Below are 12,940 nucleotides of genomic sequence, written 5' to 3'. Positions count from 1 at the left end.
TATAAAAGGATGTGAGTTTATGCTTACCGTCGGCTCTTTTTTCAAACAAAATGCCTCTAAATATCGTGATAAACCTGCTGTCATCTTTCACAATCAAACACATACATACGAAGAACTCAATACTAGAACAAATCAATTGGCAAATGCCTTTACTAAAAGAGGGTTTCAAAAAGGTGACAAAGTTGCTGTATTTATGAAAAATCATTCTACTTATGTTGAAATCATTGGTGCCCTCGCTAAAATTGGTGTCATCCTCGTTCCCATTAACTACCGCTTACTGAGTAAGGATATTGAATATATTCTTAACCATTCTGAATCCCGTGGTGTCATAACGACTGGTGACTATGAATCTATCATTCGTAACATTCTTCCTTTGACTCCGGTCCTAGATACACTTCTTGTCGTAGATGGTCAATCCGACTATCCATTTCATGAATATGAAGCATTTCTTCAATCTGGTTCAACGGAAGAACCTAATGTACCTATTGACGAAACCGATCCGTTTTATTACGGCTATACTTCTGGAACAACAGGAAAACCAAAAGCCGTTGTCATCTCACACCGTTCACGTGTCCTTACTGGCATCGTTGCTGCTTATGAGTACAAAATTGATGAGTCTGACATTCATATTGTTGCTGGACCGATCTATCATGCAGCCCCATGGATTTTCTTACTGATGCAACTTATTGTTGGTGGTACGGTTGTAATACAAGAAACCTTCGATCCGGAACAATTTTTACAATTAACGGAAAAGTATAAAGCAACCAATACTTTTATGGCACCGACGATGTTTAATTTTATACTTAACCTTCCTTCTAAAACGAAAGAAAAATATAACCACACGACCATGCGCGTATTAATTTCAGCTGGAGCCCCATTACCAACACAAACAAAAAATGAAATACTGAAGTATTTTAATGGTACTGACCTTCACGAATTCTATGGGTCTACTGAAAGCGCAATAACGTTAAATATTAAGCCAAAAGACATCAAAGAAAGAGATGCCTGTGTCGGGCAGCCGTTTCCACTAGTAGAATGCTTACTATTAGACGAACAAAAAAATCAAGTTGCTATTGGCGAGGTTGGCGAATTATATATTAAAGCTCCTTATCTATTAGATGGATACTACCAAAATGAAGAAGCTAATCGAGAGTCTTTTTATGGTGATTTTTTTACAGTTGGAGATATGGCACGCCAAGACGAAGACGGCTATTATTATATTGTGGATCGTAAAAAGGATATGCTGATTAGTGGTGGTGTTAACATTTATCCCCGTGAAATTGAGGAGTTTTTATATACACATGCAAGCATTTTGGAAGTTGCTGTCATCGGTATACCTGATCCGGTTTGGGGTGAGTCGGTGAAGGCGATTGTCGTCCCTAAAGAAGGTGTCCCCTTAACAGAAGAAGAGATTATCTCCTACTGTGAAGGCAGGTTAGCTAGTTACAAGAAGCCTAAATCAGTAGACTTCGTCTCAGCTTTGCCTCGAAATCCGTCTGGTAAAATACTAAAAACAGAACTTCGTGGACCTTACTGGCAAGGTCAAGGAAAGAGAGTCTAAGTTAACATAAAGTAAGTAGTGAATATTAACTATTATGCGACATCGATTGAACTCTGTCCTGCGACTTGAATCCAAAAACAGCTGGGCCTGTCTTTAGGCCCGCTGTTTTGAATGATGCTAATCGATATCTTTATAAATTCGACTTCCTACAGCCTGACGTTGTCCTTGGTATTTTCCTTGATAAGGAGTTTTGGCTTCTTGATCCATTAATGCAAAAACAAGCTGACAAATTCGACGCCCTGACTTCAATTTTATAGGAAGTCGATTTGCGTTATAGAGCTCTAATGTAATTTCACCTTCAAAACCAGGGTCGACCCAGCCGGCATTTTGAATAAATAGCCCCATTCTTCCAATTGAACTTCTTCCTTCTACAAATGCGGTTACATGGTTTGGGAGCTTTATATATTCTTTCGTTGTTGCTAATAAGAATGAGTTTGGGGGGATGACGACTTCATCACTTTCAAATTCAATATACTTCGCTTCTTTATCAAATGATATCGATTCGATTGCATTTTCATCAATTTTCAAAAAGTGTGTTCCCAAACGAATGTCTACAGAAGCGGGTTGTATTTGTCCATCAACTAGGGGCTCTATTGAAAGTTCTCCCTTGTTTAACATTTCATTTATTGTTTTATCTGATAAGATCATCGCTTTCTCCTCACTATTATTAAAGTTATTTATCGTAAACAAAACGTAATTGTTACGATTTGTAGCTTACCATATTCTTCGCTGTCATAAAAGAATACATTGCATAATAACCTGTATTTTTGTATATTAAATAGTAATGATTACGATTATAGTTTTGGAGGTTACATCATGATTGACTGGCTAATTATTGGTGGAGGTATTCAAGGATGTACGGCAGCTGTTTATCTCCTCAAACAGAAAAAAGTTGCAATTGAAAACTTAGCCATAATCGACCCAAATGAAAAGCCATTATCCATGTGGCTTCATTGTACATCTACTATTGAAATGCCTTATTTACGTTCTCCGTCGATTCATCATTTGGCACCTGCTCATTTTGACCTTGAAAAGTTTTCGAAAACGGCAAGCGGAAAGCCTTATGCTGCTTTTTATAGGCCGTATGATCGACCTGGTTTACAGCTTTTTAACAATCACTGTGAGCAACTATTTGAAGAAACTAGACTTTATAATAGTTGGATTCAAGGCAGAGTCGTTCAGTTAAAGAAAGGTAATAAAAATTGGCAAGTTGTCCTTAAGGATGGCCAACAGCTTGAAAGCAAAAATGTTATATTAGCCATTGGATTGAGTGAACATCCATACTGGCCTGAGTGGGCGGTTACAGCTCAGGAAAACGGTGCGTCTATTTCACATGTATTTGATCGCGAACAGCAAGTACCGGCAACTATTAAATCCTTAATGATTGTCGGTGGTGGGATTACAGCTGCCCATGCTTCCATCAAATGGAGCCGTCATCTTCCAGGAAACGTGACTCAGATTTCAAGACATTCCCTTCGAGTCCACCAGTTTGACTCGGACCCAGGATGGCTCGGTCCCAAATTAATGAGAAGCTTCCAAGCCGTTTCTAGTTATGACAAGCGACGAGATATGATACGTCAAGCTAGGCATCGAGGTTCATTACCCCTTGACCTTAAAGCGAAAGTTAGTAAGCAAATCAAAAGCGGTGCTCTCTCTTTTTTACGTGATGAAGTTGAAGGGCTGCAAATAATCGACTCCATGAATGAAGTAAAGTTACTGTCTGGTGATACAGTTAAAAGTGAACACATCCTTCTTGCCACTGGTTTTCATCAATCACCGCCTGGTATTGAATGGTTAACTACAACGATTGAAGAACGCAAGCTGCGATGTGCTGCGTGCGGCTATCCTATATTGTCTAATTCATTGCAATGGGATGAAGGGTTATATGCCATTGGCGCTCTTTCTGAACTTGAGATTGGACCTGTCGCCAGAAATATATCCGGTGCACGCCGGGGAATTGAAAAAATACTACAGTCCATTTAGCTTCATATCCATTTTGACTTTCTGTACCTACAAACCGTAAGTAAATAATTAAAAAACAAAAAAAGCAGAGTGCACAAGACACTCTGCTATAATTAATCAACAAATTGTATATTTAATTCATATCCTTTTTCAAACAACGTTTTCCCTGGACGATAACGATCCAACAACTCATTGTAATGTGTTGATAATACGAAAAATCTTTTTTCATCTTTTTCCTCTAACGCCTCATCAATTTGGTTAAAAATTGCATTTTTCTGATACTCGTATATGGAATATTCAAGCATCGCTTGGGCATACAGGGAATTCAGAATTTCTTCTGAAGGCTTCTTCTTATTACGAATCGCGGCTAATTGTTTCATAAGCTTTTTATCAATGGCAAATTTGTTCATAGAAGTTACCTCCTTTTTGTTATTTTACATTAAATTTTCAAATAATTCAAACATTTTTATTGTCCAAATTTGACCAATTTTATCTAATTTCTATTTTTATTGATATTACATTTTGTTTTCCCCAGTTTATTCACCTCTAAACCTCTCTGATGATTAAATTAAGCCTATTTTACGGAAAAGTAAAAGCACCCCATATATCTAATGCGACAGTGCATTGTAACTTATTGGGGTGCGAAGAAAACGATCATATTCAGTTAGTTTGTTTGTGAATGATCTCTTATTGCTTCAATCATAAGTGCTAAACCTCTTACCTGTTCACTCATAGACATACTTGGGATATTCGGACGAGATGTAACCATGTCTGGAGTGGCAGGAAAATGAACAAATCCAGCTTTTGTATGGTGTTGTTTCTTATTGATATGATGTAAAATTCCATATAATGTATTATTACAAATATATGTACCAGCTGTATTTGAAATTTGTGCTGGGATCCCTTCTTGGATTAAGCGTTCTACCATCAATCGGATCGGGAGCGTCGTAAATAATCCATCGGGACCACCTTTAATGATCGGGCGATCGACTGGCTTTTCTCCTTGATTATCTCCTTTATCACCCTCACCTGCAGTATCTTGAATATTAATTCCTATTCGTTCAGGAGTAATCGCTGCTCGTCCAAAAGCTAGACCACAAGACAGAACAATATCAGGGTTAACTTCTTCAATTTTAGCTAATAGTTGATCTACACATTGTCCATATACGACTGGCAAACCGATTATTTCTATTTCTACTCCTTCTACACCTAACTCTTGAACTTCTTTAACCATTTCTAACGTAGGATTTACTTTAAAATCTCCAAATGGCTCAAAGCCTGATAATAGAACTTTCATAATTAGATATTGCCTCCTTCATTGCTGCATACTTTTATTTTAAAGGTCCAACGTCCAAGTGGCAATTTTCAAAAGCATGTAAACATAAATTAGTTTTATTACCAAATTGTTTTTCTTTCATTGTTCTCCCCTTCTGCCTATAATGGAAAAGGCTATAAGGAGTGATCATTATGAATCCGCCAAAAAGTTTATTAGATAGCATTAACTTATTTGAAAACCTCATCAGTCAAGCTCCTGACACTCGAGCATCTGTCCCAGACTTTCTAAAATTTATCCGTTATTTTTTACGTACAAAAGATCCCAAATATTCATTACCAACAATTGAAGTGATGTCACTATTAAAGCACCATAAACCTAATGTATTCGGATACTTACGGAAACAAGCGAGTATCGATGCTAATTTAAAAATGATCACTCAATTACAAATGGATGTTCAAAGAGCAGAGCAACGTCTGCAAGATTTAAAAACTAATTTACATTAAGCAAACCGAGGACAAAATTTTGTTTCCTCGGTTTTTGTATCCATAAATTTATAGTTGTAAAAGAACATTTGTTTGCATATACTATAATTACAAACAAATGTTCTTAGAATGGAGTTTGATAGCTTATGATGATTACAAAAGATGAACAAAAAGCGTTACATCATTATGTGCTATTAACAATTGCACGAAAAGCGTTAGAAAAAGATTTAGAGCGACTAAAAGCATTACCATTAAAATTGCAACCTTCTTACATAACACTGACAACGACTGTACTTGATCAGCTCAGCAAAGAATTAGGAGTGATTAAACGTTATATGAAACAAAATGAATTACGCGTTGATACGGGAAAAAACGATGGAACCTTTTCACATTACAACTATTTCTGTAGGGGATATGAAGGACAAAATCACTACTTAAATGTTAACTTAAAAAATCAGGTAACAGAATACATTACAAACTGTTTTGCAAACGGAGTTAAGTAAAATATTTTTAAAATGATCGTATCTGTAAATACTCTCATTATGATAAACTTGAATTATCTTAACGTTGAAAAAGGGGTTTCTAAAGTGGACAAAAACATAATTATCGTACCTGTAGACGGCTCTACATATGCACTTGAAGCTGTTCATTACGCTGTAAAAACAGCAAAAGCATTTAATTCTAATCTACTATTATTAAATGTCCAACCCAAATATAACGATGCCACGGCTCATTTGCTTTCAGAACAAGAGATCATTCAAATTCAAGAAGGTGAAGCGAACCAGATTTTTCAGAAAGTGGAACCTATTCTTAAAGACGAAGATGTCTCTTACCAAACCAAAATTCGAGTTGGGTTGCCTTCCATCGAAATTACGAGTGAAGCAAAAGAACAACAGGCAGAAGCCATTATAATGGGAACACGTGGTATGGGACCCGTTGTTGGGCAAGCATTAGGAAGTGTGAGTTATAGTGTTTCTCATTTAACTCCATGCCCATTAGTACTTGTCCCTGCGAAAATTTAATTGGAAATATAATGATGATTCCATAAACTTAGTTGCTTTTGGACCGTTTTTTGAAAATAAAGTAGCCTTCACGCACAGCGTGAAGAGCATAATATAATTGAGAATGAGCGATGTTATGAATTCGCTCATTCTTTTTTTAGATCCAATTTAGGGTAATGAAATAAGCTTTTTAAAAAAGGTCATAAATTTCCTCGTATTTTATATGATTTATATAATAGTTAATTTTTAAAAATATTAGGGGAGGTGAAGAAGATATTACTCACTGAATTTAATTATGAGATACTTATTAAGTTAAGTTTTGCTGCTATAGCTGGGTTAGTTATCGGTTTAGAACGAGAGCTAAAAGGTAAACCATTAGGCTTAAAGACTTGTCTAATTGTCTCTGTAATATCTTGTTTACTCACCGTAGTATCATTTGAATCCGCATTTATATATTCTAAGGAGTATTCACGGCCAATGGACCCAGGTCGTATTCCATCTTATATTATCAGCGGGATCGGTTTTTTAGGTGCTGGCGTCATTCTGAGGCGAAGTAATGAAGCCATTTCAGGACTAACTACAGCTGCATTAGTCTTAGCCTCAGCTGCGTTAGGGATAACGATTGGTGCAGGGTTTTATTTCGAAGCTCTTACTGGCGTATTTTTTATTATTTTAGGCATGAAAGTAATTCCTTATTTCTTTAATAAGCTCGGTCCGAAAAAGCTAAATGAAAAAGAAATCAAAGTAAAGCTGTACATGAAAGAAACTACGGATTTAACAACATTGCTAAAGGAAATTAAAGCAAAGAGTTTTGGAATAAAGCAAGTAAAGATAAAAGAAGAAGCCGACGATCTCATAATAACTTGTATTGTAACGGCCCATAAAAAATTTTATACAACGGATGTTTATTATGCGATCAAGTCGTTAAATGGTGTAATTAAAGTAGATGCTGAGAGTTTAGAATAAAGCTGCGGATAGAATATGATCATTTCATCGAAAAAGATATGGGTCCTGACCTACTACAAACAAAAAAGAGTAAGAGATAGTGGATTGGCACTACCTCTTCACTCTTTTCACTTTATAAATACTGAAGCATCAAACTTGCGATTGAGAAGTAAATAAGCAATCCCACAATATCATTGATCGTCGTAATAAATGGACCCGAGGCAACCGCAGGGTCAACTTTGAAACGATGAACAATCCAGGGAATAATTGTTCCTGTAATGGTTGAAATAACAATCGTACAAAACAAAGAAACGCCAACGATTATTCCAAAATACATACCGCTAATATCAAAAAGCAACGCGATAAAAAATGCGATGATCCCACATGTAAAGCCCATCAACAGTCCCGTTATTGCTTCTCTTTTAAGCAATTTACGAAATACATGATGTTGTTCCAAACTACCAAGTGCAATACTTCTTACGACAACTGCTAATGATTGTGTTCCCGTATTTCCTCCCATATCCGCAATGAGCGGAATAAATATCGCTAAAATGGCCATCTCAGCAAGGGTGCTTTCAAACTGACCGATAATACTAGCTGTACCAATACCGAGTATCATTAAAATGACTAACCAGGGTAAGCGACGTTTCGCAGCGACTAGAGGACTTACTTCAATATCAACTGACCCTCTTGTCGCCATTAAATCCTCAATATCTTCGGTTGTTTCTTCTTCCACTATATCCATTACATCATCAACCGTTACAATTCCTAAAATGACGTCTTTTTCAGTAACGACAGGAACGGCTATTAAATCATAGTCTTTAATAATCTCAGCAACTTGTTCTTGGTCAGTAGTAGGTCCAACAGAAATAAATTGCTTTTTCATGATATCTACTACAGCTTGTGTCGGTTCAGCTAAGATCATTTCTCTTAAAGAAAGAACTCCTTTTAAGACCCTCTTCTCATCAGTAACGTAAATGTAATAAATCGTTTCCGCATCTTTTGCTTCGGTTCTTAACCTTTGCATAACATTTTCAGCTGTTTCCATTTCTAATGCGGTAATAATTTCTGTAGTCATTAAGGACCCTGCTGTATCATCATGATAAGACAATAACCTTTTAATGTTATCCGCATCGTTTTTATTCATCCGACCAAGAAAATAATTGGCTATATGATCAGGTATTCCGCTTAAGAAATCCGTTACATCGTCTGCTGATAATTCCTCCAACAAAGTAGGAACCCGGTGTTCATCAAACTCTGAAATGACAATTTTTTGTTGTTTCACAGGTAAACCAACAAAAATATTCGAAAATTCTTCTATAGATAAATAGTCGTAGATTACGTGCCGCTTGATCTCACTAAATTCTTGAAATATTTCAATTTGATCGGTTGGATGAAGCGATAGAAAATCTCTCCGAAATTCTTCTTTCTTTTCTTGTTTTAAATATAAGTGCAAATAGAACGTGTACTCTTCACGGTTTTTTAAATTAAGCATCACCATATTTGGTACCTCCCCTCACAGAGGCTTATTTTTTACACATTAAGGAAATTAAAGTTTGTAGGCAAAGACGTATATTCGACGTCGTAAACAATTTTAGGGATTAAGTATACGTAGAACTACGCCTCTGTCTTCGCCTAAAGGCTCACCAATCTGCCAGTTTTCTTTATAAATGTTCCACATCGACAGTTAACACATGATCGATTTTTTTAAATAAATAGTAAATTTCAGTCGTGTATTGTTTTTCAGGAGCTGAAATCGTTAGATCAATTTGTTGATTTCCATTTTCTAAATCTCGAATTTTTATATTGCGAATATCAATTTCATATTTTTTTTGTTGCTTTAAGCTATCCCCTTTTCGTTCAATCGCTTGCAGGAGCTCCGTCATTTTCATGTTGGGTTCCATGACAATTTTAACAGCAACATCACGTTTACTTAATGTGCTTGGCCCCAACCTCTTAACAAACAGCGGCAAGATATTAACGGCTGCAATGAGTAGAATAACTACATAAATGGCTTCAGCATAAAAACCGGCCCCAATTGCAATCCCTAAGCCCGACGCTGCCCAAATCATAGCAGCTGTCGTTAAACCTGAAATGACATCATTACTTCTTCTTAAGATGACACCGGCACCTAAAAAACCGACACCACTAACAATTTGCGCTGCTAGCCGCATTGGATCCATAGTGTTAAAAGTAGGTGTTGCATAACGATGGAACGATTCAACCGATACGATGGTAATAAGACAACTAGCTACACAAATGACCATGCTTGTCTTTAATCCAAGAGGCTTATGCTTGAGTTGTCGATCAATTCCTATTAGAAGTCCGAGCAAAAGAGCAACCGACAGCTTGATAAATACTTCATATGGTAGCACCATCCACACCTACCTCCCAGCTATTAAATTTCATTATTATTTCTATATCCTTCTACATACACCGGTGCCAGGTACCTTTAGTTCACTAAAGTACCTGGCACCGGATTTTTTTATAGATAATGTATTAAAGATGTTGCGATAGAGAAGTAAATAAGTAAACCTAAAATATCGTTTACTGTTGTAATAAATGGACCTGATGCAATCGCTGGGTCTAGTTTTAATTTATTAATAATTACAGGAACAACTGCCCCGATGATTGTTGAAACGCTTAATGTAAAGAATAGTGAAATACCTACGATAAACGCTAGCATATAACTTCCATAAATGAATGGAACTAATATCATTAAAACAACGGCACAAATTAACCCTAACATTAAACCTGTTCCAAATTCACGCTTAATCGTTGACCAGAGACCTTTCTTTTCAAGAGCACCTGTAGCTAATGCACGAACCATAACCGCTAATGACTGAGTACCTGTGTTCCCAGCTGAGTCCATAATTAACGGAATGAATACTGCTAATAAAACAATTTCTTCTAACGTTTCTTCAAACTGACCGATAACACCGGCTGTTATAAGACCAAAAAACATTAATAAGATAATCCATGGTGAACGTTTTCTAGCAGATGTAAATGCAGTTGCGTTAACATCTGTTGCACCTCTAACCGCAGAGATTTCACCTAAGTCCTCAGTTGCTTCTTCTTCTAAAACGTCCATTACATCATCTACCGTTACGATACCGATTAATTCGCTAGTACTTGTAACGACAGGAGCGGCAAGGAAATCATACTTCTTAATTAATTTTGCCACTTCTTCTTGGTCCATATGTGCTTCAACAGAAACAACACGTGAACTCATAATGTTTTCAATTTTTTCATTAGTTGGTGCAATGATCAGGTCACGAAGTGAAATTACCCCAACTAATTTATCTTTTTCATCAATAACATACAAATAATAGACTGTTTCAGCATCAGGGCCTTGTTCACGCAGAAGTTCAACTACCTCAGCTGCTGTTTGTGTCGCTTTAATTGAAATATATTCTTTTGTCATAATCGCACCAGCAGTTTCAGGTGGATACGATAATAGTTCTTTTACGTCATCAGCATCTTCTTTATCCATTGCACTTAAGATCGCTTTAGCCTTAGCATCTTTAATTTCAGCTAGGTAATCCGCTACATCATCGGCATACATGTTATTAAACATTTCTGCAATGAAGTCATCATCTAATTCAAGTGCAATTCTTTTTTGATCATCAATTTCTAATTCTTGGAATACCTCAGCAAATTCAGCCGCTGAAAGGTAGGCATATACGAGTTGGCGTTGATCTTTTTCTAAGTTAGAGAATATATCCATTTGATCGGTTGGATGTAATTCAAGAAACGCCTCTCTAAATTGCTCTTTGTCATTTTCTTTTAGGACTTGAAGAATATGATTCACGTATTCTTCTCGTGTTTGTTCGTTTAGTCTAACCACGGTCGCTTCCTCCTTGTGAGGAGAACTAATTCCACCAAACTACTACTCGGGAGTGAAGTGGAGTTCTCCCTTTTTCTTGTATTATTCCTTTTGTCTTAATTAATAAACCACAATTTGTCGAATCAGGTTCGGGACTACTATCCATTCCACAACACCTCCCGTTTTTATGTATTTAGTCATATAAAATAAAAAACACCTTCTACGAGAGAAGGTGTGAATACAACAAAAATTAGCGTATACTTATTATATAAGCATACCAAAAAAATGTTCATTACCATTCCTTCAATCGTAGAGCTTTAGCACTGTACGGCATAGGTCATTGACCAGCTACATTAAAAACCACCTTATTTCGATGGTTCCTGTTGACCCATTGGCGTCTTTGGACATTTTTGGGCAGCAGCGTATCTCCGTACAGGAGCCTCACCTAACGAGGAACATTATTCAATTACCTTGTTGATACTACATGAAGTCTAACTACCTGTCAACCACACTACTAAAAATTTTACAAAGAATTTTCTAACGAATGCTCTTAAGAAATCCAGTATAAACTTCTGTTTTATTTTTTATTCCACCTTTAGAACAATCCATTTCTCTACACAAATAGTTTGTAAAATCTTCATATTCATTTTTAATCTAAGGCTTTTATAATAGTATAATTTGTTTATTATAGCGAAAGTGAGTCACTTATATTTATGTTGAAAAAAAATGTTATTTACTCTTTGCTTCTTATGACTGTTGTAACACTGATTGGTTCAGTTGGATTTATGTTAACAGAAAGACTCCATTTCTACGATGCACTTTGGTTAACCGTTGTCTCTTTGTTAACGATTGGTTATGGAGATATCTCACCAGAAACACCAGGTGGCAAAATTATTACTTTTATTATTATTCCGATTGGAATCGGCTTGGCAACTTACATACTGGCAGTCATTGCAGCATTTGTTATTGAAGGGAAAATATTTAATAAAGTAGGTAAGCGGAAAATGGAAAAAAAGTTATCGAAACTAACTGACCATATTATCATTTGCGGCTACGGGCGTGTCGGCATACAAGTAGCTAAACAACTAGAGCAAGTTGGGATAGATTTTGTTCTAATTGAAATAGACGATAAAATTGAACAGGAACTTGAACATGGAAATTTATTTATCAAAGGGGATAGTAGAGAAGATCAAACGTTACTTGATGCGGGAATCCATCATGCCAAAGGATTAATAGCTACGCTCCCCAATGATGCAGACAATGTGTTTATTACATTAACAGCTAAAGGGCTTAATCCAAACGTGCATGTGATTTGTCGAACAAATAAGCAAGAATCTGAGGCGAAGTTATATCGCGCCGGCGCAGACAAAGTTATTAACACAGCTAGCATCGGCGGCCAAAAGCTCGCTATGTCCTTATTGAAGCCAATCAGTATCGAATATATGGAAACGATCTTTCATGATCATGAAAATGAATATAACGTTGAAGAAGTTTTATTAGGATCTCCTTCCCCATTACTAAATCATACAATCGCTGAGTTAAATGTCAGAGGAACGTACGGTATTACAATTGTTGCTATAAAACGAGGAAATGAATTCATTGGCAATCCTAAATCTGACTTTCGCTTGAAAACAGGAGATTTATTAATTGTATTAGGCACAACACAAGAATTAGAGAATTTCAAGAAAATTGCCCATTCTAAAAGTGCATAAATAAATGTGTAGAATATTTAATAACATTAAAAAAGCTGACATCACCTTTAAACTGTACCCCTTGTCAAGGACATTTTAAAAAAGACTAGGCAGCTACAAGAAGATGATTTCTGTATTGAACAGGAGTCATCTTTTTTAAGCCCCATTGATATCTATGATTGTTGTGGTAAGTCAT

Annotated in this window: 14 protein-coding genes and 1 riboswitch; of the genes, 7 read left to right on the top strand and 7 right to left on the bottom strand. The window is 36.3% G+C overall.

Annotated elements, in window-relative coordinates; translation table 11 throughout:
* Nucleotides 1-19: 19 nt before the first annotated feature.
* Entirely contained in the window at nt 20-1,561 is a 1,542-nt protein-coding gene (locus tag ACNSTQ_RS05625) for a class I adenylate-forming enzyme family protein (protein ID WP_418198867.1), read from the top strand.
* A gap of 117 nt (nt 1,562-1,678) precedes the next feature.
* Here the strand turns inward: ACNSTQ_RS05625 and dcd are convergent, their stop codons facing one another.
* A complete protein-coding gene (gene dcd, locus ACNSTQ_RS05620; RefSeq protein WP_418198866.1) occupies nt 1,679-2,209 on the bottom strand; it encodes a dCTP deaminase in 531 nt (176 codons plus the stop codon).
* 168 nt (nt 2,210-2,377) lie between these two features.
* Between dcd and ACNSTQ_RS05615 the strand changes: the two genes are divergently transcribed.
* Nucleotides 2,378-3,544: an FAD/NAD(P)-binding protein gene (locus ACNSTQ_RS05615; RefSeq protein WP_418198865.1), complete on the top strand. Its 1,167-nt coding sequence runs from the start codon at nt 2,378-2,380 to the stop codon at nt 3,542-3,544.
* 92 nt (nt 3,545-3,636) lie between these two features.
* Here the strand turns inward: ACNSTQ_RS05615 and ACNSTQ_RS05610 are convergent, their stop codons facing one another.
* Nucleotides 3,637-3,933 (bottom strand): IDEAL domain-containing protein, encoded by a 297-nt coding sequence (locus ACNSTQ_RS05610; protein ID WP_418198864.1) that lies wholly within the window; start codon nt 3,931-3,933, stop codon nt 3,637-3,639.
* Between the two features lie 254 nt (nt 3,934-4,187).
* Nucleotides 4,188-4,820, bottom strand: a complete 633-nt coding sequence (gene pcp / locus ACNSTQ_RS05605; RefSeq protein ID WP_418198863.1) for a pyroglutamyl-peptidase I — start codon at nt 4,818-4,820, stop codon at nt 4,188-4,190.
* Between the two features lie 170 nt (nt 4,821-4,990).
* Between pcp and ACNSTQ_RS05600 the strand changes: the two genes are divergently transcribed.
* The 4 genes from ACNSTQ_RS05600 to ACNSTQ_RS05585 all read left to right on the top strand — a co-directional run bounded on the left by ACNSTQ_RS05600 (nt 4,991) and on the right by ACNSTQ_RS05585 (nt 7,248).
* On the top strand, nt 4,991-5,302 hold the full coding sequence (locus ACNSTQ_RS05600) for a hypothetical protein (RefSeq protein ID WP_418198862.1): 312 nt from the start codon (nt 4,991-4,993) through the stop codon (nt 5,300-5,302).
* 125 nt (nt 5,303-5,427) lie between these two features.
* On the top strand, nt 5,428-5,784 hold the full coding sequence (locus tag ACNSTQ_RS05595) for a hypothetical protein (RefSeq protein ID WP_418198861.1): 357 nt from the start codon (nt 5,428-5,430) through the stop codon (nt 5,782-5,784).
* An 84-nt stretch (nt 5,785-5,868) separates the two neighbouring features.
* Nucleotides 5,869-6,303 carry a universal stress protein gene (locus ACNSTQ_RS05590; RefSeq protein ID WP_418198860.1) on the top strand — a complete coding sequence of 145 codons (435 nt, stop codon included), beginning with the start codon at nt 5,869-5,871 and terminating at the stop codon, nt 6,301-6,303.
* 243 nt (nt 6,304-6,546) lie between these two features.
* Nucleotides 6,547-7,248 carry an MgtC/SapB family protein gene (locus ACNSTQ_RS05585; RefSeq protein WP_418198859.1) on the top strand — a complete coding sequence of 234 codons (702 nt, stop codon included), beginning with the start codon at nt 6,547-6,549 and terminating at the stop codon, nt 7,246-7,248.
* A 112-nt stretch (nt 7,249-7,360) separates the two neighbouring features.
* Here ACNSTQ_RS05585 and mgtE (ACNSTQ_RS05580) read toward each other — a convergent pair whose 3' ends face one another.
* From mgtE (ACNSTQ_RS05580) to mgtE (ACNSTQ_RS05570), 3 genes are all read right to left on the bottom strand, one after another.
* A complete protein-coding gene (mgtE, locus tag ACNSTQ_RS05580) occupies nt 7,361-8,728 on the bottom strand; it encodes a magnesium transporter (protein ID WP_418198858.1) in 1,368 nt (455 codons plus the stop codon).
* Nucleotides 8,729-8,891: 163 nt separating this feature from the next.
* The gene (locus ACNSTQ_RS05575) at nt 8,892-9,605 is read right to left on the bottom strand and encodes an MgtC/SapB family protein (RefSeq protein ID WP_418198857.1); all 714 of its coding nucleotides are present in this window, start codon (nt 9,603-9,605) and stop codon (nt 8,892-8,894) included.
* Nucleotides 9,606-9,712: 107 nt separating this feature from the next.
* The gene (gene mgtE / locus ACNSTQ_RS05570) at nt 9,713-11,074 is read right to left on the bottom strand and encodes a magnesium transporter (RefSeq protein ID WP_418198856.1); all 1,362 of its coding nucleotides are present in this window, start codon (nt 11,072-11,074) and stop codon (nt 9,713-9,715) included.
* Nucleotides 11,075-11,348: 274 nt separating this feature from the next.
* Nucleotides 11,349-11,513, bottom strand: a riboswitch (M-box (ykoK) riboswitch).
* A gap of 253 nt (nt 11,514-11,766) precedes the next feature.
* Here mgtE (ACNSTQ_RS05570) and ACNSTQ_RS05565 point away from each other — a divergent pair.
* Nucleotides 11,767-12,765, top strand: a complete 999-nt coding sequence (locus ACNSTQ_RS05565) for a potassium channel family protein (RefSeq protein ID WP_418198855.1) — start codon at nt 11,767-11,769, stop codon at nt 12,763-12,765.
* A gap of 85 nt (nt 12,766-12,850) precedes the next feature.
* Here the strand turns inward: ACNSTQ_RS05565 and ACNSTQ_RS05560 are convergent.
* Nucleotides 12,851-12,940, bottom strand: a 90-nt coding sequence (locus tag ACNSTQ_RS05560) for an IS3 family transposase (RefSeq protein WP_418199123.1), incomplete at its 5' end; no start/stop codon positions are given.

The sequence above is a fragment of the Alkalihalobacterium sp. APHAB7 genome, assembly GCF_048323755.1.
Lineage (GTDB): Bacteria > Bacillota > Bacilli > Bacillales > Bacillaceae_F > Alkalihalobacterium.
The sequence above is the reverse complement of the archived record's forward strand: the minus strand, read 5'-3'. Positions and strand labels throughout refer to the sequence as shown.